At 41.2% G+C, this 23,618-nt stretch carries 21 protein-coding genes; 14 read left to right on the plus strand and 7 right to left on the minus strand.

Translation table 11 applies throughout. From position 1 onward, the window contains the following. The first annotated feature begins 8 nt into the window (after positions 1 to 8). From ISG33_RS03220 to ISG33_RS03245, 6 genes are all read left to right on the plus strand, one after another. Positions 9 to 2,966: a hypothetical protein gene (locus tag ISG33_RS03220; protein WP_195732102.1), complete on the plus strand. Its 2,958-nt coding sequence runs from the start codon at positions 9 to 11 to the stop codon at positions 2,964 to 2,966. 13 nt (positions 2,967 to 2,979) lie between these two features. Beyond that, positions 2,980 to 3,501, plus strand: a complete 522-nt coding sequence (locus ISG33_RS03225; protein ID WP_195732103.1) for a DUF4402 domain-containing protein — start codon at positions 2,980 to 2,982, stop codon at positions 3,499 to 3,501. 15 nt (positions 3,502 to 3,516) lie between these two features. Next, complete coding sequence (locus ISG33_RS03230; protein WP_195732104.1) at positions 3,517 to 4,344, plus strand: fimbrial biogenesis chaperone; 828 nt, start codon at positions 3,517 to 3,519, stop codon at positions 4,342 to 4,344. Between the two features lie 190 nt (positions 4,345 to 4,534). Next, positions 4,535 to 5,122, plus strand: a complete 588-nt coding sequence (locus ISG33_RS03235) for a DUF4402 domain-containing protein (protein WP_195732105.1) — start codon at positions 4,535 to 4,537, stop codon at positions 5,120 to 5,122. Between the two features lie 176 nt (positions 5,123 to 5,298). Further along, complete coding sequence (locus ISG33_RS03240) at positions 5,299 to 7,014, plus strand: PglL family O-oligosaccharyltransferase (protein WP_195732106.1); 1,716 nt, start codon at positions 5,299 to 5,301, stop codon at positions 7,012 to 7,014. Between the two features lie 230 nt (positions 7,015 to 7,244). Then, positions 7,245 to 8,840 carry a PglL family O-oligosaccharyltransferase gene (locus tag ISG33_RS03245; protein ID WP_195732107.1) on the plus strand — a complete coding sequence of 532 codons (1,596 nt, stop codon included), beginning with the start codon at positions 7,245 to 7,247 and terminating at the stop codon, positions 8,838 to 8,840. Here the strand turns inward: ISG33_RS03245 and ISG33_RS03250 are convergent. The 6 genes from ISG33_RS03250 to pspF are packed head-to-tail and all read right to left on the minus strand — an operon-like array spanning position 8,837 to position 15,427. Continuing rightward, on the minus strand, positions 8,837 to 9,631 hold the full coding sequence (locus ISG33_RS03250) for an ATP-binding cassette domain-containing protein (protein WP_195732108.1): 795 nt from the start codon (positions 9,629 to 9,631) through the stop codon (positions 8,837 to 8,839). The genes ISG33_RS03245 and ISG33_RS03250 overlap by 4 nt on opposite strands. Beyond that, positions 9,628 to 10,764: an oligopeptide/dipeptide ABC transporter ATP-binding protein gene (locus ISG33_RS03255; protein ID WP_195732109.1), complete on the minus strand. Its 1,137-nt coding sequence runs from the start codon at positions 10,762 to 10,764 to the stop codon at positions 9,628 to 9,630. Before ISG33_RS03255 ends, ISG33_RS03250 begins: the two co-directional genes overlap by 4 nt. Further along, on the minus strand, positions 10,764 to 11,657 hold the full coding sequence (locus ISG33_RS03260) for an ABC transporter permease subunit (protein ID WP_195732110.1): 894 nt from the start codon (positions 11,655 to 11,657) through the stop codon (positions 10,764 to 10,766). The genes ISG33_RS03255 and ISG33_RS03260 overlap by 1 nt, the downstream gene beginning before the upstream one ends. Next, on the minus strand, positions 11,644 to 12,675 hold the full coding sequence (locus ISG33_RS03265; protein ID WP_195732111.1) for an ABC transporter permease: 1,032 nt from the start codon (positions 12,673 to 12,675) through the stop codon (positions 11,644 to 11,646). The genes ISG33_RS03260 and ISG33_RS03265 overlap by 14 nt, the downstream gene beginning before the upstream one ends. Then, positions 12,672 to 14,318 carry an ABC transporter substrate-binding protein gene (locus tag ISG33_RS03270; RefSeq protein ID WP_195732112.1) on the minus strand — a complete coding sequence of 549 codons (1,647 nt, stop codon included), beginning with the start codon at positions 14,316 to 14,318 and terminating at the stop codon, positions 12,672 to 12,674. Before ISG33_RS03270 ends, ISG33_RS03265 begins: the two co-directional genes overlap by 4 nt. Then, a complete protein-coding gene (gene pspF, locus ISG33_RS03275) occupies positions 14,318 to 15,427 on the minus strand; it encodes a phage shock protein operon transcriptional activator (RefSeq protein ID WP_195732113.1) in 1,110 nt (369 codons plus the stop codon). Before pspF ends, ISG33_RS03270 begins: the two co-directional genes overlap by 1 nt. A 226-nt stretch (positions 15,428 to 15,653) precedes the next feature. Here pspF and pspA point away from each other — a divergent pair, with 226 nt between their 5' ends. From pspA to maiA, 7 genes are all read left to right on the plus strand, one after another. Continuing rightward, positions 15,654 to 16,355, plus strand: a complete 702-nt coding sequence (gene pspA / locus ISG33_RS03280) for a phage shock protein PspA (RefSeq protein WP_195732114.1) — start codon at positions 15,654 to 15,656, stop codon at positions 16,353 to 16,355. Positions 16,356 to 16,443: 88 nt separating this feature from the next. Then, on the plus strand, positions 16,444 to 16,683 hold the full coding sequence (gene pspB, locus ISG33_RS03285; protein ID WP_195732115.1) for an envelope stress response membrane protein PspB: 240 nt from the start codon (positions 16,444 to 16,446) through the stop codon (positions 16,681 to 16,683). Continuing rightward, on the plus strand, positions 16,680 to 17,156 hold the full coding sequence (gene pspC / locus ISG33_RS03290; protein ID WP_195732116.1) for an envelope stress response membrane protein PspC: 477 nt from the start codon (positions 16,680 to 16,682) through the stop codon (positions 17,154 to 17,156). The genes pspB and pspC overlap by 4 nt, the downstream gene beginning before the upstream one ends. A 226-nt stretch (positions 17,157 to 17,382) precedes the next feature. Beyond that, complete coding sequence (gene phhA, locus ISG33_RS03295; protein WP_195732117.1) at positions 17,383 to 18,210, plus strand: phenylalanine 4-monooxygenase; 828 nt, start codon at positions 17,383 to 17,385, stop codon at positions 18,208 to 18,210. Between the two features lie 166 nt (positions 18,211 to 18,376). Next, the gene (gene tyrR / locus ISG33_RS03300) at positions 18,377 to 19,930 is read left to right on the plus strand and encodes a transcriptional regulator TyrR (protein ID WP_195732118.1); all 1,554 of its coding nucleotides are present in this window, start codon (positions 18,377 to 18,379) and stop codon (positions 19,928 to 19,930) included. A 163-nt stretch (positions 19,931 to 20,093) separates the two neighbouring features. Continuing rightward, positions 20,094 to 21,104, plus strand: a complete 1,011-nt coding sequence (locus ISG33_RS03305) for a fumarylacetoacetate hydrolase family protein (RefSeq protein WP_195732119.1) — start codon at positions 20,094 to 20,096, stop codon at positions 21,102 to 21,104. A gap of 13 nt (positions 21,105 to 21,117) precedes the next feature. Beyond that, complete coding sequence (gene maiA, locus ISG33_RS03310) at positions 21,118 to 21,771, plus strand: maleylacetoacetate isomerase (RefSeq protein ID WP_195732120.1); 654 nt, start codon at positions 21,118 to 21,120, stop codon at positions 21,769 to 21,771. A 40-nt stretch (positions 21,772 to 21,811) separates the two neighbouring features. Here the strand turns inward: maiA and ISG33_RS03315 are convergent, their stop codons facing one another. Next, positions 21,812 to 22,279 carry an Lrp/AsnC family transcriptional regulator gene (locus tag ISG33_RS03315; RefSeq protein WP_195732121.1) on the minus strand — a complete coding sequence of 156 codons (468 nt, stop codon included), beginning with the start codon at positions 22,277 to 22,279 and terminating at the stop codon, positions 21,812 to 21,814. Between the two features lie 245 nt (positions 22,280 to 22,524). Between ISG33_RS03315 and ISG33_RS03320 the strand changes: the two genes are divergently transcribed. Then, complete coding sequence (locus ISG33_RS03320) at positions 22,525 to 23,577, plus strand: Glu/Leu/Phe/Val dehydrogenase dimerization domain-containing protein (protein ID WP_195732122.1); 1,053 nt, start codon at positions 22,525 to 22,527, stop codon at positions 23,575 to 23,577. The last annotated feature ends 41 nt before the right edge of the window (positions 23,578 to 23,618 follow it).

The following is a 23,618-nucleotide window of genomic DNA, read 5'->3' on the forward strand; positions in this document are numbered from 1 at the left end:
ACAATATCGTGCATAAACTAACTGTCATTTCTCATTCAATACTTATATCACTGAGTGTTCTTGCTGGCACTGTCAATGCGCAATCTGACGTAATTGAGCAGACATCTGCTGCAAATGCGAACGAAGTTGCGCTTTCAAGCCTAGCGGAAAGGTTTGAGGTGGGAGAAGAACTTATCGTGACTATGCGGGTTGGGCAGTTTAATTACGGTGAGGTATTCGCCGTTGTTACCGAGCGTGGCTTATTTGTGAGTGCTGAAGAAGTGATCTCTGTTTTGGATTTTCCAATTAAGAGAGTTGCTACCGATCGGCCGCTAGAACTGGATGGTTGGTACATTTCAGAAGACAGAAGCTTCAATCTGCAATTATTCGATGAAGTACGAAGCGAAGGTGTTGGACGAGTGATCCGCTCAGGTGACACCACTTTCATTACACCAGAGCAATTTGCGGTGATCAATGGAGAGAATCTCATTGATTTCGACCTAGTTGGCTCGTGGTTTGGTTTAACGCTTAGCTTCGACAGCGAACGTTTGTCGGTAAACGCAAAGGCCAGTATTCCTCTGCCTGCGCAATCTAAATTGAAGCGTGAGAAAGCCTCTCTAAATGAAAAACAGCATCGTATTCCCAACTATCCGAACTTTGATTTTGGTTATTATGAGCGCTCTCACCAAATGTTTGATGCAACGTTGACCTCACGTTACATCAATGACGAATTTAGCCATTTTTATAGTTTGATAGGTATTCAAGACTTGTTAGGGTATTCCACTCGTTTCTTTGTAAGCGGAAATGAAGAAGATATCCTGCGAAATGCAAACATTAACTTTAAGCGTCAGTCTCTAAAAGAAGACTTACTCGGGCCATTAAATGCGTCCACGGTCCAGTTTGGGGATATACGTCCTACTCGAGTTGGCGGAGTTACTGGCGCGCAGTCGATTGGTGTGAATGTAAGTAATCGGCGTCTAGGGCAACCTTTCGATTTTGAGTTCACTGAGATTACAGGATTAATACAAGACGGATGGGACGTCGAACTCTATCAAAATGGAGTATTAACAAGAAAAATCTTAAATACAGGTGGCGGCCAATACGAGTTTCTTGACTTACCATTATTTGCTAATTTGAACCGATTTGAAGTTGTTAAATATGGCCCTCAAGGGCAGGTTGAAAGAGAAAGGTTTGAGAGAAATTTAGACGCAGATATATTTAATCAAAGAATTCGATATGATGTATCTCTCACTAAATCAAATACTTCGTTGTTAAATGAAACAACCGTCCCTAGTGACTCTCAAGATTTGTTTCTCACTGGCGCTTACAGCTATTCCTTTCTTGGCTGGCTTTCCACAAGATTTTCACATAATGTAAATTTGACTGATTCGGAAGGGTTATATTCGCTTGGTGCAACTGCGCGGCTAAGCCCTAGGTTATTATCTAGTGTAGCAGTCACATCTTTTAACTCAAGAAAGCATGCTATATCTGCAAATTTAAGGTCCCTATTATTTGACCAGAATTTATCTCTCAATATAAGTAGAACTATTGATGAGGATTTTGGAGATAGCAATAATGCATCGTTAGAAATGAATGGAAATTTGTTACAAAGCGACTTTGGTCGATTGTCCTACGGAAACTCGTTGTCTTTTCAAAACCAAAGCAATGGAAATGCAAATGTAAACCTAAATAATACACTGACTTTTTCTTCTCGTTTTGGTTTTATCAGCCACAATTATTCCTTTCAAAACACAAAAGCCTCAGGTACCTCATTTGATACACAAGCGGGGGGCGTGACACTAGGCTTGTCTACTGGCAATTTAGTTAGTCGACTCAATGCGAATTACGAGATTGATTCAAATACGTCAACGCTAAATTGGACAGGAGCTGAGGCTTCACTAAACTACGAATTTTACAATAATTTATCAACTCGTCTTAAGGTAAACAGAGTCTTTGATACTGGGTTTAATAATTACCAGTGGAGCTTACAGTGGCAACAGCCAAGTTATGCATTATTTGGCAGTGTGACACATAATTCAAATGATGATGTGAGCGTGTCATTAAACGCTCGTTTTAGCATGTCTGAGGCGCCTTTTGGAAAGGGGTATGTGTCAACCAATTTACCTCTCACATCCACAGGCCTTGTTGCAGTTCGATTGTACGAGGATGTGAATCAGAACTTTGTTTTTGATAGTGAAGACAGAGTACTGCCTAATGTTAAAGTGTCAGCCGACCAATTAATACGATTCGCAGAAAGTGATGAATTTGGCATAGCTCTCTTTGAAGGGATCAGTTCATTTGAAAAATCCGATTTAACAGTAGACCTAGAATCACTCGACGACCCTTATCTTCTTCAATCTACAGAAAATACCTCCCTCACTACTAGAGAGGGTTTGCTCACGCTTGTGAACTATCCTTTTGTTCAAGGTATAGAGTTTGAAGGTAATATTTTGAACAAGAGTGCTGATGGAAGCAGAGTCAGTGGGCTTCGAAATGCTCCGGTAAAAATCTACAGGAGAAATGGAGAGTATGTAAAAACGGTTAAAACTGAATTTGATGGATATTTTTATTCGGGGCTTTTGCATCCCGGTGTTTATACCTTAGTTATAGCGGAAGAGTATGTCAGTGAGAATGGCTTAGAAACATTGCCTAACATTATTGTTAAAGCGAATAGAGCAGGAGGATTTGTGCCAGATATCCAAATTTTAACATCTACGTTACCGTTTGTTGAAAGATATCAAGCTTATATCGCGAGCTTTACGTCAAAGCTGAGTGCTAAAGCATATATTAATCTCATGACTAGAGGCCCCAAAAAGCAGGCGTTTAATTTAACAATTAGTCACAACAGAGCCAATGATAAATACCTTGTTGGAGCTGCCTTGTTCGAAAGGCAAGAACTTGCCGAGGCTTTTTGTCTTGCACAAAAAAACAACTTTCCGAACTGCAATATTCGCAAAGATAAATTTTTGCTCGACAACATTAATTAAAACTGGAAGCAATATGCACTTTTATGAATACACGAATCGACTTTTCTCTAAGTTGTTATTTAGCTTTAAGTCGACAGTGAGAGTTTTTGTTTTGTTTAACTTTATGTTGGTCTCGGTTAGCGCGCTTGGCCAAGAAATTGAAGTTATTCAGCCATTAAATATCGGAGTGGTGGCTATTACTGACAATGATTCAATTGGAAGCATAGAAATTGATGCTGAAGCGGTTACCAGAGTAAGGGGAGGGGTAAGGTTAATTAGCCAAGGTCAGCCTGCTCTCGTTCAAGCGAGGGGCTATGAGGCGAACCGACGATTGTTTATTTCAATCCAACCAAATCAGTTTAGAACGGCTACGGAAGAGGTATCACCCGAGCAATTCACTGTAGTAAGTTATCAAGTTGCAGAATTTGTTGTGACTGATGAAAACGGTATAGCTAACTTTAACATCGGGGGAACGTTTGCAACATCTGGCAACGGGTCTCTAAATTTTAGGGATACCGAATATCCCGCTAGATACACTATCACTGTAAATTATTAGTAGTAAGGAAGAATAATGACGTATTTAAAGCATATATATTTATCAGTTTTGTTGCTTGTTGCGCTGATATCGCACGCCAACGCTAACTTATTAGTATCTCCTACACGTATCCTGTTTGAAGGGAAGGAAAGAGTTCAAGACGTTGTACTCATCAACGTCACTGAGCAAACTAGGTCATATAGAATTGGTTGGCAAGAGTATACGGTTGATGAAAAAGGTGACTATAAAGTTATACCAGATAACGATGTTTCATTTGCATCGAGCAACTTCATTCGCTACTCCCCGCGTCAGGTAACTTTAAAGGCTGGGGAACGTCAGGTAATTAAATTAATGCTACGACGAAAAGCGAGCATGGAATCACCCGAGTATCGATCACATCTCAAGTTTACCGCGCTACCTGTAACTACTAATAGTGACAATAGCAACGCAACTGAGGGCGTTGGATTTAAAGTAAAAGTACTTACAAGTTATAGCATACCGGTCATCGTGCGAACGCTAAAAGAGGTACCTTCTATTGCTATAGACAATATAAGGCTTGTGCGGAAAACAACAGATAAACTTTCATTTCAAATGGATTTAATCAAATCCGGAGTAACTAGTGTCAATGGAGAGTTAAATGTCTTTCGTTTGAGTGATAACAATCAACCTGATGCCAAAGTAGGTATTTTGCGTGGCATAAATGTTTTTCATGAGAAAAGTAAGAGAGTTATAACCGTAGATGCGCTGGACGGGGAAAGCCTTGCGAGTGGCAAATATCGTTTTGTGTTTTATGATTCAAATAACAATAAGAACAATGTGTTAGCTGAAAACGTGACCGTCTTAGATATCGATAATTTCAATTGAACAAAATAGTAATTTTGAAGAGGCTTAAGTTTTTTCTAATTTTGTCTAAAGTTTAAAATTACGATGTCGATACTTAGGTTGTCAGGCGAAAACCTTACATTCGAACTATGATGTTTGATTTAGGCTTAGACAACGCAATTAAACATGCGTGTCTGTGTCATTTAATTTTATAAGTAAATTGGAGATTTCCATGTTTAAACGCAATCACATGTTAAAAACTATCGCTGCAACAAGTATCGCAGTGGTTTCTTTTGCCGCACTTTCACAACAAACTGAACAAACAACTGCTTCAGTTACCGTGCAAAATGCATTTACGCTAACCGAAGATGCAGCCCTTAGCTTCGGCACCATTACGGCTTCTGTTTTTTCTACAGCTTCTACGTATGAAGTTAACGCTGATGGCACCTTTGGCAACACCGGCGACAATATCAGAGTGCTGAATCCAGGTTCTCCTGCATCATACACAGTTGCAGCAGCTGCGCCTTTCGCTGATTTACAAGTAAGAACTTTACAGGATTCTGTTGACTTGGAAAATTCTGTTGCGCCTCCTGGCTCCCCCGTCTTAACCTTAGATACATTCACTATATCTGACGGAACGTTGTCTGGAACGGTCAATTCAGCCGCTGACTCAATCGCCCTTGCTACTGACGTAAATGGTACCGTAACATTCACGGTCGGTGGCACCATCACACTGGCAGGCGATATAACTGTGGCGAATCATGGTCCATTAGTGGACGGTGATTATGAGGGTACGTTCTCGATTGAAGTAAGCTATTAACGGGTAACTCTGCAACAAAAAATGTAAGACATTATTCGAATAATAACTTATCAAAATCCCGCACTTATTGCGGGATTTTTTATATCATCTTGGATTAAAAATTGCATATGTAAATCTCACTGAGTAAATGTAAAAAGACTAGAGTTTTTTATTACAAAGCCAATGGGACACTGCTAATGCAACCAAAAAGACAGATGTTAACAGGAGATTTACCATCAACGATAATGTTGTTTACTGTTTTTGTAACCTTCGTAATTGCAATGAATTACAGTGGGGAGCAGATTGGTGGTTACGGTCTTGAACTACTGTTTAATAATAGTGTTTGGATTGCTTACGTCCTGATTGTATTGTTAGGAGTCTGCTTAATAATCAAAAAGGCCAAGGTTAGATTGTCTAACGGCTTTGTTTATTTGGTGCTGTTTTCTATTCCACTTTTTATTCCGTCTTTGTTCTCATTCAGTGACTTGAGATATGAGAGTATCTTGATATATGGCGCGATTATAGCTGCTTTTCTTTTGATTTTTGTTATTGAACAATTTAAAAACAAAAATTTCACGCGCCGACTTCTATTTATTTTGCTTTGCTCTAGCATTATTCAAACCGTTTTTGGGCTCTATCAATATTACTTCATCTTTGATTCATCATTTCTTTTTCCGCATGCTGAAACACATGCAAAGCCTTACGGTATCTTTCTGCAGATTAATGTGTTTTCTACTTACCTTGCGTTTGGTTCACTTTTGTCTATTTATTTTTTATTTTCGGCAAAAAAACAAACGAAAGCTTTAATTATTTTTACTTTTGTCTTGGTGATATTGAATGCGCACCTTTCAATGCTTGCCGAAACTAAAACTGGTAGGGTAGTTCCGCTTATTGCGTTAGCTATTTATCTGGGGTATTTTTCTTGGAAACGACATCATAAAACATGGCTGTTAACATCCCTCCTTTTTCTATTCGCGGCCCTTGTAAGCTTTACTCCAAAACAATGGTTTGACGTTAGGCCCAGCCAAGTAGTTGAAGCACCAATTGGTATACAATCCTTAGGTATGAGACCTCTTATGTATAAAGTAGGGATTGAAATAGTAATCGATAACCCTGTTTCTGGCATCGGCATGGGGGAGTTACCAAGAGAGTTCAACTTTCGAAAAGCTGAACTTTTATCTAGTAAGCAAGACCTGAAGCGTATGACAGCTATCGCGAATCATATTCACAACGAACCACTTCAGTGGATGATTGAGTTAGGTGTATTTTCTCTTGTAAGCTTTGTTGGTATTTTTGGCGTCTGGGTAGTGGGTTTGTTTAAAGGCTGGTATGACATTTCGATTCTTCTATTGGCTCTTCCATTCATAGGGCATACTATGCTGGAGCTACCATTTTATAATTCAGCTCCTCACCTTCTCGCATTTGCCACTATTCTCGCTCTAGCTAATAAGAAAACGCTTAAGTTAGTGCACTTTCCTTCATCGATAGGTTGGGGAGTTGTCCCAATATTAAGCGCTATTTCTTTTAAAGTGATTGCCTTCTTTATCTTATCAATTTCTTCGAATAAGATACTTAAAGAATATCGAATGACAGGCGAAAGAAACGAAAATCTCCTATATGCAGTTGAACCAACGATAGGCTTTGAACGATTTTTTACCCACGAAAAATTTCAATGGGAGTTAAAGCGTGCAGTCAAGAAAGGTGCTATAGATCAAGCGCTTGTTTTCAATTACATTGTCTTCCTTGAAAATATCCGAATGCAATGGCCCGAAGCTATCATTTATATACAATTAGCCGAAATGTATCTTATTTCTGGTCAAAACCAGAAAGCGCTAGAAATAATGGAAGAGGGCTACTTATTTTTTCCATTGGATGAAAAAGTCACTGAGCTTTATAAACAATTAAAGGGATAGAAGATGTGTAGTATACTCTTCGTGACAATCGAACAGCGACGGCAATTGCAATTTTAGATTTTGTATAATGCTTCCTAATAACAGCAACTGAGATTATTCCTATTAATACAATGCCAGCAAAACATTTTTTTCGTTGGTCAGAGCTAGCATTATTAGCATGCTTCGCTTTGATTTTTCTTGTCGCTATGAATTACTCTGCAAGAGACCTTGGGGGCACAGGATTAGCCAGAGTGTTCAACTTACCAACATGGGTAGCGTTTGCGCTATTTACATTTATTGGAGCTTTATCAATTGGTGTCTCAGGCCGATTAAAAATATCGAATTATTTCAAGTTAAATCTTGGCGTTATTGCTTTGCTCTTATTTCCGTTGGCCTATAACTCCAGTGCACTAGCCGCACCTGGCTTATATGTTGTTGCTGTTATTTTTGCCGCGGTATATTTTTTTATGATTGTTTCCCAACACTCAAGGCAGGCATTTAAGATAAAATTACTTTTAATACTTTATATATCCACACTTATTCAGTCTGCGTGGGGCTTGATTCAGTATTATTTTATTTTTGAGAATAGCCCAATTTTCTTCAATGCAGAAAACAGCACTATACCTTATGGCATTTTTGGTCAACAGAATGTCTACACTACTTTCTTGTCGTTTGGGTCACTACTATCAATATTCTTTTTAGTGAGAGGAAAAAAAACTAAGAGCCTTATTATCTTTACCTTCTTGGTAGTGTTATTAAATGCCCATCTGAGCATGTTAGCCGAGGCAAAGACAGGAAGAGTTGTTGCGCTTATTTCAATATGTGCTTACTTAATGTTTTGCATTTATTTCTACAAAATTCGTACTATTGGTTTGTCATTGATATTGCTCGCATGCTTGTTTAGTTTTATGCCTAAACAGTGGTTTGATGTTCGGCCCGAGCAAGAGATTACGGCTCCCATCGGCATTAACTCTATGGGTATTCGCCCACAAATGTATAAAGTTGGTTTAAAAATGATTGCTGATAAGCCAATTACGGGTATTGGTATCGGAAATATGCCCAGAGAGTTCCTCTCACGAAAGGCATTAGAAACTGAAAGTGGCTTTGCAAATAAACCGATGCGCACCATCGATCATATTCACAATGAGCCAATGCAGTGGATGGTAGAGTTAGGGTTGGTATCGGGGCTTGGTTTCGTCTTGCTTTTCGCTATTTGGGTAAGAGGTTTGCACAAAAGCGAACTCGACCCCAGTATATTGCTTCTTGCACTACCTATGGTGGGACATGCAATGCTAGAACATCCATTTCATCATTCAGCTGCATATTTCCTTGCTTTTATAACGATACTTTCACTGTCCTACAGAGGTGCAGTTAACAAAGTGAAATTATCAAAAATGATGAGTATTTCAGTTGTTCCCGTTGCTGCGTTTATCTCGTTTCAAATAGTGTCATTTATGTTTCTATTGCTTGTGTCTTTACAAAATATGCTTGATTACCGTGATAATAAAAAACTCGACGAATCAATGCTTTACGCCGTAAAAGTTGGGCCAGTTTTAGAAGATTTGTACGAGCATGAAAGGTATCAATGGATCGTTCGCAGGGGAGTGGCGAGCGGCAACCTGAGTTATGAGGCTGCTCTTGCCTACATTAATTTTCTTGATGGTATTCGTTTAACAAGACCAGAACCGATTATTTACGGTCAATTATCGCAATTATACGAGTTTATTGGCAACAGCGAAAAAGCATGGTCTACGATAAGTGAGGGGCGGGAGTTTTACCCTTGGAACGAGGCAATTGCTGAGAGGTATATGTTAATGCTCGAGAATCGACAAGACCAAGCTTATTAAAACTGTCCAAAATGCTTGTCGACCAGACTGAAATGAGAGTCGATGAGCTTTTGTGTCAACTCATGTTGCGGATTTTGGAATACTCTTGCTGTTTTTCCTGATTCAATCACTTTGCCTTTATCGATTATCATCACTGTGTCGCTTATGTGCCTTACGATCCCTAAATTTTGCGAAATGAAGATAAAAGCCATCCCTAAATCCCGTTGAATATCTAGTATCAAATTAACCGTCTGAGAACGCACTGAAGGGTCAAGCGCTGCGAAGGGTTCATCCGCAATTATAATTTTAGGGTCAAGTATCATTGCTCTAGCTAGAGATACGCGTTGCTGTTGCCCATCAGACAGCATGTGTCGATAAAAATAATAGTGCTCACGCAACAAGCCAACCCTTACCAAGGTTTGTTCGATTTTCGCTTTTCGATCTTGCTCATCGAGCTTGGTATTGAGTTGAAGTGTTTGATTTAAGACATTGCCTACAGTGACCGCTTTATTAAGTGTGGTATTGCTGTGCTGTAAAATCAGTCGAATGTCATGATTTCGCGTCTTTTTGTCGCTTTGTTCCACCTCTTTGCCTTCGAGAAGAATGCTACCTTGCTGGGGCTGTATTGCGCCAACTAGCGCTTTGGCTAGAAGTGTTTTTCCTGAACCATTGTGACCTGTTAACGCAAGTGTCTCGCCAGCATTAACAGCAAAGCTGATTGGCCCCAACACAAATTCATCAGGTGCGCTAAAAATCGAACGACGAATACGATGAGTGTAGATGAGTTCCTTTACTTCCAACACCGCTGTCATTGTTCATTTCCTTCAGTTTTTTGGCTAGTAATATTACTATTTTCAGAATCTGAATTGTCGGATTTGTAAAGTCTATCTGTGGAAAAATACTCTTTAGTACTGGTGCCAATATTATTAGTATTTTGTGTGTGACTCCTAGCTGCCGAAGGCAAATGTAAAGGGAAGTGGCAACTGTAAGCGTGCTGTTGAATAAAGCGCTCTTCTGGCACCTTTACGCACTCTTTTCTAGCTTTTGGGCAACGTGGACCAAGCCTGCATCCGATAGGCAAGTGTTGCAAAGTAGGTATTGTTCCTTCCAAGGCAACTAAGTGAGATTTTGGAGGCAAGTTCACTTGAAAAGAAGGTGCTGAGTCGAGTAAAGCTTTGGTGTAATGATGCAAGGGGCGACGGTGAAGATGTTTTACTTTGCCTGACTCAATTGTTTGCCCGCAGTAGAGTACTGTCATTGTGTGGGCCATACTTGAAATGGCTAATAGATCGTGACTAACAAACAGTATGCCCAAGCCCTTTGACTCGTTCAACCCGCCTAATAATCGCAATATTTGGTTTTTGGTGGTGCTTTCCATACTTCGAGTAGGATCATCAGCGATGAGCAGCTCAGGCTCAGAAACAAGGGCCATTGCAATCATGAATTTCTGCGCGATATCCGAAGCTATTTCATGCGGATAACGTTGCATGCAACTCTGATGGTCTTTTATACCGACTTTATGCATCAATCCAATGGCAATGTCTTTACGCTGTTTTGCTCGTTGCCAGAACCTGCCTTTGTCGAGCAGTTCCGCAGGTATACTTTCCTCTAATTGCTCTTTGAGTGTAGCGGAGGGATCTAGAGACGAGGTTGGGTCCTGAAATACAACAGCAATTTCTCGGCGCATTATCATCCGACGTTGTTCGTTTGACATCGCTAATAAGTTCTGTCCTTTCCACGTCAGTCTGTCTGCCGTAATTATCCAATGGTCGGGAACAGCTCCGATAATTGCACGAACGATGAGACTTTTCCCTGATCCTGACTCACCTACCAAGGCTCTAATTTCGCCTTTCTCTACGGTTATACTGACTTTGTCCAGCGCTTTCACAAACTCGGTGCCGGTATCAATTTCTAAGGTAAGGTTTTTTACGTCGAGTAGCGGCATCAGTGAATCAACCTATTTCTAAGTGCCGACCTCAGTCCTTCGCCCACAATATTGACGGCAAGTACCATTAAAAATATACAAAAACCCGGTAAAGCAACTAACCAAGGCGCCGAATACGCAACCTCCAAACTTTGCGATAAACTCGCTCCAAGCTCGACCAGAGGCACTTGCGCCCCGAGACTTAAAAAACCTAAAGCCGAAATATCGATAATTGCAACCGATAGAGCGAGTGTACTTTGAACTGCTAATAACTCGAACATACTCGGTAATATAGACTTCCAAAAAATGCGAGCTGAACTAGCGCCGTCTAACTTATCAAGAAGCACATAGTCTTTTTTCATTTCTTCGCGCACAAAGCTTCTCGTTTGATGCACGAATTGTGGTATGAGTGCTAATATAATCGCCATCATACTGTTGAGTAAGCCTGTTCCTAATATAGCGACTATGATGATGGCAATTAGCAGTGTTGGCACAGCCATCAAAGAATCAAGTAAGTGATTCAATACACTGGATTTTACACCTTTATTCATGCCGGCTAACGTCCCTAGGGCAACACCAATAAGAAGAGCGATAATTACCAATATCACACTCGAACCAAAGGTAGTTCGGGCACCATGAAGTGTTCGAGAGAATACGTCTCTGCCCAATGCGTCTGTACCGAAGATATGAGATATACTCCCGTTTCCTTCCCAAGCGGGTGGAAGCAAAATTGCATTCGTATTCTGAATGTTAGGGTCATAGGGAGACATTAGCGGTGCTAATACGGCAATTCCACAAAACATTAGCAACACTGCCAAACCAACTAATGCAAAGTGGCTACGCTTGAATTCAAGCCAGATGTGCATAAAAGGTGAGGGGTGAAACTCCTCTTGATATAGACTAAATCGTGGCACGTTCGAATTTATCCCTTGCTGGGTCGATCGCTCGACTTAAAAACTCAATGGTAAAAGTGAGAGTTACCACAAACACAGATACGACTAACATACCAATTCTAATCGCAGGATAGTCACGCTGATAAATTGCTTGAATCAACCAATTTCCAATGCCAGGCCATGAAAAAATAGTTTCAACTACCATGGCGTTGGTGATGAGAGTTGAAATCTGCATCGCCATTAATGGCAGTATAGGCAGCAAAGCATTTCTTAAACCGTGCTTGAAAAAAATTTGTTTCGTTGTGAAACCTCGTGATTTCGCGGCATCGATGTAACCTTTTTCCATCACATCCATGATAGAACGCCTCGTAAAACGCACAAATATCGCAGTTGTTACAAAGGCGATTGATAAAGTAGGTAGTATTAAGTGTTGCAGGGCGTCATACAGAGCATCAGCTTTATGCGGAATGTCTGCGACTAAAATATCAACTATGATAAAACCACTGTGGTGGGGCACATCGTAGAGTAAATTAACTCTGCCAGAGAGCGGCAGTAAGCCAAGCTGCAGACTAAATATAGTGATGAATATGAGGGCCAACCAAAAAACCGGAAAGGAATAGCTGACGACAGAAAAGGTGACAACGCCAAAGTCGAAAGGCTTGTGGTGCCAAATGCCGCCAATAAAGCCAAGTGGTATACCTACTACAACAGAAATCAGTAGCGCATAGGTAATTAGCTCAATAGTTGCTGGAAAGGCGATACTAACAGCATCGAACAAAGATTCTTGCGACGAAAAACTTACCCCCCAATTTCCACTGAATAAGGTGTTCAGATAATACCAAAACTGAACAAAAACCGAGCTGTTTAGCTTATATACACCTTCTAAGGCCGCACGTTGCGCCTCAGATTCAGGCACGATACCAGACATGTTGGTAAGTACGTCACCTGGGAATAAATAGGGAAGGCTAAAAGAAATTAGTATTAGCGCTGCAATCGTTAATACCACCAAGTTCACATAGCGAGCCAGTAAATTGATCAAGGTGTTCGCTCCACATCATCAAATCTAATGCCGCCAAAGGGGTTTATTACCATGCCTTGAATATTATTACTCACGGCTTGATACTGATAAGCATGAGCGATGGGCACCAAAGGAGTTTCCCTAAATATCACTTGGTTCGCACGATGATAAAAGATTCGCCGCTCATTCTCATCTTCGGTATTCAATGCACTCTCAATTAAGACGTCGTATTCTTCATTACACCATCGCGCTCTATTTGTGCCAGAAGGTATCGCCGCGCAGGTTAACAGAGGGCGATAGAAATTATCAGGGTCACCATTATCCGCAGACCAACCAATCAACACCGAGTCGTGCATACCTAAGGTAAGGTTTTCACGAAACCTTGCCCAGTCATAACTGACGATATTCACAGTAACGCCAACGTCAGCGAGATACGAACTCATCAGTTGCGCCATCTTCATCGCGTTTGGATTATAGGCTCGTTGCACTGGCATCGCCCAAATGTTCATCGTAAAATTAAAAGGAATACCAGCCTCGTCTAATAATTTTCTGGCGGCAACTGGGTTGTAACCCAGATCTTGCATATTTGATTGATGAGCCCAAGATGCAGAGGGTACCAAACTTTTTGCGCGGGTAGCTTGTCCCAAATAAACAGCTTCTAACAAAGAGGTCTTGTCAATAGCTAGTGCCAATGCTTTGCGTACTCTCGGGTCGTTAAAAGGCGCTTTTGTTGTATTAAAAGCCCAAAATCCTACGTTTAAGCCCGGTTTTTCAAGCAGGGTGAGGTCGTCACGCTCACGGATAGTTTCCAAATCATTTTGTGAAGGAAAGGCTACTGCATCACATTCGCCAGTGATCAGTTTAGCGACTCGTAAGGAGCTTTTCGGCGTAATATCAAATACTAAGTTTTCCGGCCCTTTGCTATCTAAAAAGTAATCATTGTGACGCTGGTATCTGATGAACTGGTCTTTTCGATAAGATAGGAATTTATAAGGTCCTGTGCCTATAGGAAAGCGATCAAGGTAACTTGGACTACCATCTTTCATCAGCGCCATCGCGTATTCGGCAGATAAGATAACAGAGAAATCAGTGGCTAAATTTGCGAGAAAGGAACTGTCTGGTTTGTAAAGTGATATTTCAACCCGATAACCATTTATCCGTTTAACGTCCTTAATGGTATTGCCTAAACCCAGACTGTCGAAGTAGGGGTAGTTACCACCAGAGATGTCGTGATAAGGATGAGACACAACTCGCCATCGGTCGATACTAAAGATTACATCATCGGCATTAAAGTTTCTGGATGGGGTGAAATAATCTGTGGAATGAAATTTTACGCCTTTACGCAATTGAAAAGTGTAAGTCAGGCCATCATTGCTTACTAACCAACTACTTGCTAAACCCGGCTCAATACGGCCATTGTCGGTATTAAATTCTAGTAAGCGATCATAAATTTGATGAGACGAGGCATCGGCTGTTGTACTAGAAGTGTCAAGTTGAGGGTTTAGGCTTGCAGGGCTGCTCTCAGAACAGAAGGTGATACCGTTTCGAGTAATATCTGTTTTTTGTTGCGAGCAAGCGCTTGTCAGTAGACAGCAGCCTACCAACAAAGAATTAACTACTTTTTGTTTTAGCCGCTTACTTGTCTGAAGTGAAAAAGGTGTCATTAATCGTCAGCTTTATCTAAAAGATTGTATTTCTTCAAATAACCTCTCAGTTGATGATACGTCAAAGAGAGCTTATCTGCAGTTTTTTTCTGATTAAATTGAGCGTCTTTTAATGCTGCCTTAATCATGGCTATCTCATGGTCTTGCGATGCTTGCTTCAAATCCATTGGAAACGCAAAGCTATGCTCTACTGATGTCTCTGTATCGTCGTTGCCATTGTTAGGTTGCGAAGCGCTTTGCATTGGCGCTTCATGGGCCAATTCGGTTGTAGTAGCGGCAGGGCGATGCTCAACTTTATTTGACAGGGCTTTGATGCGCTTTTGAGGTCGAAATTCAGACTCAAATGGGTCGACGTTTATTTCATGCACGGGTAAGTTAGGGTTATTTCTATACACCGCTCGCTCAACAACGTTTTTGAGCTCTCTTACATTTCCCGGCCAGTCGTAAGCTAGTAAGCTGCGTTTGGCTTTTTCAGTAAAGCCACTGAATAACTCCATTTCTAGTTCGCGCGCCATGTTGATGGCAAAGTGTTCGGCCAGCAACATTATATCTTCTTGACGATGCCTTAAGGGAGGAATGGTAATAACATCGAAGGCAAGTCGATCTAGCAAATCAGCTCTGAATTCACCTTGATCGGCTAATGAGGGTAAATCTTCGTTTGTGGCCGCTATTAGACGCACATCGACTTTCACCGTTCGTGTGCCGCCCACGCGCTCGAATTCGCCATACTCTATTACTCTTAATAATTTTTCCTGTATTAAAGCAGAGGTGTTTGCTAATTCATCTAAAAATAACGTTCCTTGGTCAGCATATTCGAAACGACCTTCTCTGCGTTTAGATGCCCCAGTGAATGCGCCAGCTTCATATCCAAAAAGTTCACTTTCCAAGAGATTGTCGTTCAGAGCAGCACAATTCAGTTTTACGTAGTTTTGTTCCCAGCGCTGAGATAAAAAATGCAAGCGAGCCGCGATAAGTTCCTTACCCGTGCCCCTCTCTCCGATAACAAGAACTGGTTTATTCAATGGAGCAATTTGAGAAATTTGCTCCAACACTTCTAAAAAACTATTCGCCTGACCTAAGAGATTATCTTGTTTCTTGAAGCGACTCATTAAACATTCCTTGAAAAGTAGTCAATTTCACTAAAAGTTAGTCTACTTGAAAATAAAATTAAATCACGATTTTCTTTTGTTTTTGTTAAAGTTCATAAATTACAACGGGTTACATTCTTTGGTGAGTTGGCAAGTAAATTGAATAGAGAGAGCTAAGTACAACAATTTCCAAGCGCCAATCAGGTTCTTGCGTAATTTTTAAATTAACTGACAGAGGTAAATGACGATGGGTATATTTTCACGTTTTACAGATATCATAAACTCAAATATTAATTCACTATTGGACAAAGCTGAAGATCCTGAAAAAATGGTTCGCCTTATCATCCAAGAAATGGAAGACACTTTAGTAGAGGTTCGTTCTGCCTCTGCGAAAACGATTGCCAACAAAAAAGATGTGAGTAATCAGATTGCTCGATTAAATAAGGAAACTGCGGATTGGCAAGCTAAAGCTGAACTGGCCTTAAGTAAAGATCGTGAGGATTTAGCAAGAGCTGCTCTTCATGAAAAGCAAAAAACCAGTGAGCAGGCAGGTGCACTAGAGCATGAGTTAGGTTTGATTGAAGCTGAACTAGAAAAGCTTCAAACAGAAACTGGCCAGCTTCAAGAGAAATTAGCTGACGCTAAAACACGGCAGAAAACCATTATTATGCGTCAGAATACCGTAAGTTCACGCTTGGAAGTTAAAAAGCGTTTAGACAGCAGTACTGTAGACGCCGCAATGGGCCGCTTTGAACAGTTTGAGCGTAAAATTGATGACTTAGAATCACAAGTCGAAGCTTATGATATTGGCAAGAAGACGCTAAAAGATGAGTTTGCTGAATTAGAAGCCGGTGGTAAAATTGACAATGAGTTAGAAGCATTGAAGAAGCAAATGCAAGCTAAATCGACAAAACCAGAAGCTAAAGCAACAAAAGCTAAAAAGGCATAGGTCGTTCTTTTTAACTCGATAACACCGTGAATCGATGCGGCGCATGGAGTGCCGCTCGCTACCGCAGCTAACTACTAGGAGAGATACCGTGGACGAACTATTAGTGATATTTACAGGCGTGCCGCTGATTTTATTTACACTTTTTGTTGCTCCCATCTGGTTAATTTTGCATTACAGAAGTAAGAAACAAGTGAACCAAGGCTTATCTTCAGAAGAATTCGCCCAATTGCAGACTTTAGCCGAAAAAGCCGAACATATGTCGGAACGCATTCATACTTTAGAAAGCATCCTTGACGAAGAAGCGCCAAAGTGGAGGGACAGAGCATGAGAAGCGGTGGAACATTATATCGTGACCCGAAAAATGGTCGTATAGCTGGTGTTTGCGCAGGGGTGGCAGAGTATTTTAAACTTGAGACATGGCTGGTTAGAATTCTAACCGTAACGGCCTTCTTTTTGATGGCAGGTCCCTTCGTTATCGTTACTTACGTCGCAGCTTGGTTTATTCTCGATAAAAAACCTAGCGACTATGATCTAGCGGGTCAGCAAAGTACTGATGGTGATGAAAATGTTGAGTTTGTTGGATGGCGGGTAGGTAGGAAGTCTGCAAGTGCAAGTTCTCAAGGAACGGTTGCGTCTAAAGTTGAAGTGAAGTCGAGAGTTTGGCAAGCAGGCGAGCCGCCCAAACAAGCTTTCCATGATATTCAACAACGCTTCAGGGTTGCCGAGAGTCGGCTAAGGAAGTTAGAAGGTTACGTCACATCCAAAGAGTTTCAAATTAATCGAGAAATTAGTCGTCTTTAATTAGAGCCCTTTCCCGTTATTTTGCCGCAGTCTTGCGGCTTTTTCTTTTCTGATTTCGCTATAAAAAATCAAATTTTGTATTGTTTTATTGGGTTGCAGCCTGTTTTCGTAATTTTAAATTTACGTTCTGGTGTTTTATGGCTAGTTCAACTCATCGCAGAAAAAGTACTCATTGAGAAAAATTAGTTAACATCGATTTGTCAAAACTCACGAGATTGTAAAATCGATGTTAGATGTAAAAACGCAAAACGCGACTACAAAAAAAACAAAATATAAGTCCCGACAATCTGATGAAAATGGTCTGATAGCATGGTCGGTCGACGAGAATAAGCGTTGGCAGCGACTGTATGAACGTCAAATAGAGTTGTTGCAGGGAAGAGCTTGTAAGGAATATATGCAGGGTATTGAATTGCTTAATCTACCGAGCAACAAAATTCCTCAGTTAAAGGATATCGACGAGGTGTTACTGCGAGAAACCGGCTGGAAAACCGCCGAAGTTCCTGCATTAATCAATTTTAGTGATTTCTTTACGCTTCTAGCAAACAAAGAGTTTCCAGTAGCGACGTTTATTCGTAGCGAAGAAGAGTTTGATTATCTTCAAGAGCCCGACATATTTCATGAAATATTTGGTCATTGCCCGTTGCTCACCAACAAAGCTTTTGCTCATTTCACTCATACCTACGGTAAGCTGGGTTTAGCGGCGAGTAAAGAGGATCGCTCTTATCTAGCGAGATTGTATTGGTTTACGGTAGAGTTCGGCTTACTCAAGAGTGCTGATGGATTGCGCATTTACGGTGGCGGGATACTTTCATCACCTGGTGAAACGCATTATGCATTGGAAAGTGAGTTGCCTGAGCGAAAATCATTAAATCCAATTGACGTGCTGAGAACGCCTTATCGCATTGATATTATGCAACCGATATATTACGTGCTTGATAGTTTCGATGATTTATTCGATATATCTGAGATGGATATTATGGCCTTAGTTGAGCAAGCTAAAGGCTTAGGTCTTTTCGAGCCTAAGTTTCCTCCCAAAGAAAAACTAGCCAGTTAGTTAAGCGAAATTTGTTTACGAGTCGGACGGTCTTCTATTAGACTGTCCGCTCTTTTTGGTGACTCCGCTTATCCAGTGACTGATCTCCACAAGCCAAAAAGCGTATAGAATAATAATTAAATGGCTCAATATCACCCTGGGGTGACTTTTCGGATAACTTAATATCATGCGATTGGAAATAAACTGTCAAGACAGACTCGGTATTACTCAAGATGTGCTCGATATTCTTACGGAATACGACATCGACTTGAGGGGAATAGAGATAGATGAAACTGGCAAGATATTTCTAGACTTTCCAACCATTGAGTTTGAGAACTTTCAACACTTGATGCCGAAGATCAGAAGAATAGAAGGTATTGAGGATGTCAAAACGACACCCTTCATGCCGATTCAGCGCGAACGCAACCAGTTGCGGGCTCTTTTACAGACTCTCCCCGATCCCTGCTTCTCAACAGACACAAACGGTAAGATTATTTTGTTTAATGATTCTGTTGCCCGTGGTTTAGAGATGGAAGCAGAGCAAATTTTGTCTTTGAATATCGACGATGTGCTCACAGGCTTTGGTGTATCAAAGTGGCTAGAGTCGAAAGAAATCTACGCGCAAACCCATCGGGTTAAGTTTATAGAGCAAGATTACATCGCAGACATTTTGCCTGTGGATGTTCCTGATAACGACAAAACGGTACTTGCGGGTGCCGTGGTGATATTGAAATCAGAATCGCGTCTTGGACAACAAATTACGGTATTTAACAAAACGACATCAAACTGTTTCGATACCTTCCAAGCAAGTAGCAGTGTGATGAAGAAAGTGATTCGAGATGCTAAACGAATGGCAGAACTGGATGGGCACATGCTTATTTACGGCGAGGCAGGTACTGGTAAGCAGCGTATTGCAAAAGCTTGCCACGACAGCAGCCCCAGAGCAGAAGGCGGTTACTACGTCCTCAATTGTGCTTCACTGCCCGATGATGTTGCTGAAACGGAGCTTTTTGGTTGTATTAAAAGTCAGTTTAATGATGCGGAAAACAAAGAAGGTTTGCTAGTTAAAGCAACCGGGGGCACCTTAGTGCTTGACGAAATATCTGAAATGTCACAACAGCTTCAAGCAAAGTTGCTGAGAGTGTTGGAAGATGGTTACTTTAGACATTCGGGTGAAAAAGAGGCCCAACTCATAGACGTACGCATCATTTGCACTACCGGAAAAGACTTATCTGAATGTGTCGAGCTTGGCACTTTTCGAGAGGACCTTTTCTACCTATTGAATGTGCTTGCTTTGGTGCTCCCTCCGCTCAGAGATCGCAAAGCCGATGTGATTCCACTTGCTGAAAACATTGTTCGTGCGCACAGCAACAAACTTGGAATTCGCTCTCCGAAGCTCAGCAAATCCTGTGTGGAGTATTTACAGGCATATCCGTGGCCAGGTAATGTGCGTCAGCTTGAAAATGCACTGTACCGAGCCATTGCCCTAATGGACGGTAATGAGATAACGAAAGAAGCTATCCAATTGCCAAGTTGCAGCACTACGGTGAACTATATTGATGAGAACTTCGAAGGCACACTTGAGCATGAAGTGAAGAAGTTTGAGAAAGAGCTTCTAAAACGCCTTTATCCTTCCTACCCATCAACGCGCCAACTTGCTAGAAAGTTAGGATTAAGTCATACGGCAATTGCGAACAAGTTACGCGAGTACGGTATAAGTAAAGCAACTGTAAAGTATTAGTTACGAATGTCTTCTGAAGCCCCTTATATAGGGGCTTTTTTTTCGTCTATTTTCTCTGGTGTCTATACCGTAAGCAAGATGATTAATAGCAAGCTCTTGCCTATAATACCCACAGCTTGTAACCGTGATAAAAGCATAATAATGAGAATAGAAGGTTTATTGAATGAAACTAGCCACATATAAAAATGATACGCGCGACGGTAAATTAATGGTAGTGAGCAAGGATTTGACGCTCGCAGTCTCCGCTACTGGTATCGCGCAAACAATGCAACAAGCGCTAGACAATTGGCAACATGTTGAATCACAGTTACAAAGTCGCTACGACGATCTCAACCAAGGTCTTTGTAAAGACGCCCAACACTTTGACGAGACAATGTGCGAAAGCCCGTTACCAAGAGCTTATCAGTGGGCTGACGGAAGTGCATACGTGAATCACGTAGAGTTAGTGAGGAAGGCTAGAGGTGCAGAAATGCCAGATAGTTTTTGGACCGATCCGCTAATGTATCAGGGCGGTTCAGATGATTTTATTGGACCACGGGACGACGTTTTACTACCTAGTGATGATTACGGCATTGACTTTGAAGGCGAGATTGCAGTTATCACCGGTGACGTGCCGATGCAGGTAAATGCAACTGATGCTGGTAAACATATTCGTCTGTTGATGTTGGTTAACGACGTGTCTTTACGTGGTCTCATTCCTGGTGAATTAGCGAAAGGCTTCGGCTTCTTTCAATCGAAACCATCCTCTGTATTTTCGCCCGTTGCGGTCACGCCTGACGAGCTTGGTGAGGCATGGAGTGATAACAAGTTACATCTACCGCTATTATCACACTACAACGGTGAGCTTTTTGGAAAGCCTGAAGCAGGGCAAGATATGACTTTCGACTTTGCTGAATTAATAGCGCATGCCGCGAAAACCAGAAATCTCGGCGCAGGTTGTGTTATTGGCTCTGGTACTGTATCTAACAAACAAGGCACAGAGCATGGCTCTGCAATAAGTGAAGGAGGTCTTGGTTATTCATGCATCGCTGAACTTAGAATGATTGAAACGATAAGAGATGGAAAACCGACTACCTCATTTATGTCTTTTGGTGATCGTATCCGCATCGAGATGTTAGATAAACATGGTGATTCAATTTTCGGTGCAATTGATCAGGTAGTTAAAAAGGCATAAGAGAGGAAGAAGCATGAGCATTCAATTGCATGGTTATTGGCGTTCGTCAGCCTCTTATAGAGTCAGAATTGCTTTGCATCTAAAGCAGTTGGATTTTGAGTACATCCCAGTGCATTTGGTTAAAGACGGAGGAGAGCAAAAATCAGAATTTTATCAAAAGCTAAACCCGTCTATGCTTGTGCCTACCTTTGTTGATGATGATGAAGACATTGTGTTAAATCAATCGTTAGCTATTTTGGAATATTTGGACGAAAAATACCCTCAAACTTCTCGCTTACTTCCTCAACACACCCTAGATAGAGCTCGCGTGAGGGCGCTAGCTCAAGATATTGCTTGTGACGTTCAACCCATCGCAAATTTACGTGTGTTAGCTAAGTTAAAAGAGGAATTTGAAGCAACTGACGAGCAAACTAAGCAGTGGTCTCGCGACTGGATAATGAAAGGCTTTGATGCCTTAGAGAAAAGACTAAAAACTCGAGCTGGCAAATACTGTTATGGTTATGAGATTACTTTGGCCGATGTTTGCCTAGTTCCTCAGGTATATAATGCCTTACGATTCGGTTTAGACCTAAATAGCTTTCCAATTATTAAAAAGGTCTGGGAAAATTGTAATGAGTTAGACGCGTTTAAGAGAGCGGCCCCTGAGATGCAGGTAGACGCCCAGTAAAATAATCATGGGCGAAGTGAGCTAGCTTAAACACCCTAACTTAGACATTTTTTATTGGCAACTCAGTAGTATTTTTTACTTGTTTGAGTGCAAAAGTCGAACTTAGATGATCAACTAAGGGTAGGTGAGTTAGCTTGTTTTTTAATAAATGTTCGTATTCTTCAATACTTTCAACAATCACTTTCAATAAGTAGTCTTTGTCACCACTGGTTGTGTGGCATTCTACGATTTCATCAACTTCCTGAACGGCTTTTTCGAAATCGATGAGCGAATCACCGTCATGGTTTTTAAGCGTTACGTAAATAAATACTGAAACGCCCAAATTGAGTTTTTTGCTATCGAGTAAGGTGACCTTCTGACGAATGACGCCATCGGCTTCCATTCTCTTCACTCTTCTCCAGCACGGTGTATGAGATAAGCCTACACATTGGCTCAGTTCTGCCATAGACACAGTCGCATCTTTTTGCATTACTCGTAGAATTTCTCTATCAAATTTATCTAACTTCATTATATTTCCAGTGTAAGACGTTTATCACTTTTGACTTCTCCATTATAGGATAGATATCCTAGAAAAAGGAAATAATAAATACATTTATTCAACAAGTTCATTTGGGCGCTCTGTAAATTGCAAAATACATCCTCTGGTTCATCAGCTACAATTTACGCCAGTAATAGTGAATATCAGCATCCGCACCTGCAGCCTTCAGCCGCAGGTTAAGTCTCAAATAACTAAAATAATAATAAAAGGTAAATATGTCCGTTTTTGATCATCCAGAGTTTGCGGGTCACGAGCAAGTTGGTTTTTGTCACGACGAGAAAAGCGGCTTAAAGGCTGTGATTGCGGTTCATAATACAAATTTGGGGCCTGGTTTGGGAGGATGCCGTATGTTTTCTTACGCTAACTCCCATGAAGCGTTAACTGATGTGCTGCGCTTGTCTAAGGGCATGACTTATAAAGCTGCCATGGCTGGTCTTCCTCAAGGTGGCGGTAAAGCGGTAATCATCGGAAATCCACGAAAGGATAAAAGCGAAGATCTCATGCTAGCCATGGGTCGCTTCGTCGACTCCTTCAAAGGTAAATATATTACTGCTGAAGACTCTGGCATTGCGGTGTCTGATATCCATATCATGGGACAAAAAACGACATACGTTGGCGGCACTTTTTCAAAATACAGTTTTGATGGCAGCGCTGCGGATGGTAACCCAGCCCCGGCTACAGCTTACGGTGTGTTTGTAGGGATCAAAGCCGCGGTAAAACATCGTTTCGGCACTGACCTACAGGGAAAAAAGATTGCTATTAAAGGTATTGGTCATGTCGGAATACGATTAGCTGAGCACTTGTATCGAGCTGGTGCGAAGCTGTATGTGGCTGACATTTATCCTGAGGGTGTCAATAAGGCTGTTTCTGAGTTCGGTGCTGTTTCAGTAGATACGAGTGAGATCGATGCACTGGATGTCGATGTTTTTGCTCCATGTGCGCTGGGAAAGTCTGTTAACTTAAGCAATATAAATTTAATTAAGGCTAAAGTTATTGCTGGGGCTGCGAATAACCAACTGGAAAATGATGAACTTGACCAACAATTGGTGGAACGAGGAATTCTTTATGCGCCAGATTATGTGATCAATGCGGGTGGTGTAATTGACATATATCATCAGGGTATTGATAGCAATGCGACTGCTTTAAAAGCTCATATTGAAAAGATTGGTGATACTCTCGCCGAGATATTTAATATTGCTGAAAATGAAAATAAGCCAACGGCGCTCATCGCAAATGAGATGGCAGAAAAGAGATTTCTAAAAAAATAAATAAAATGCTGGCAAGCGGTTGCATGACAGCGCATTAATCG

This window comes from Marinibium conchae (assembly GCF_015595035.1).
GTDB lineage: Bacteria > Pseudomonadota > Gammaproteobacteria > Enterobacterales > Alteromonadaceae > Glaciecola.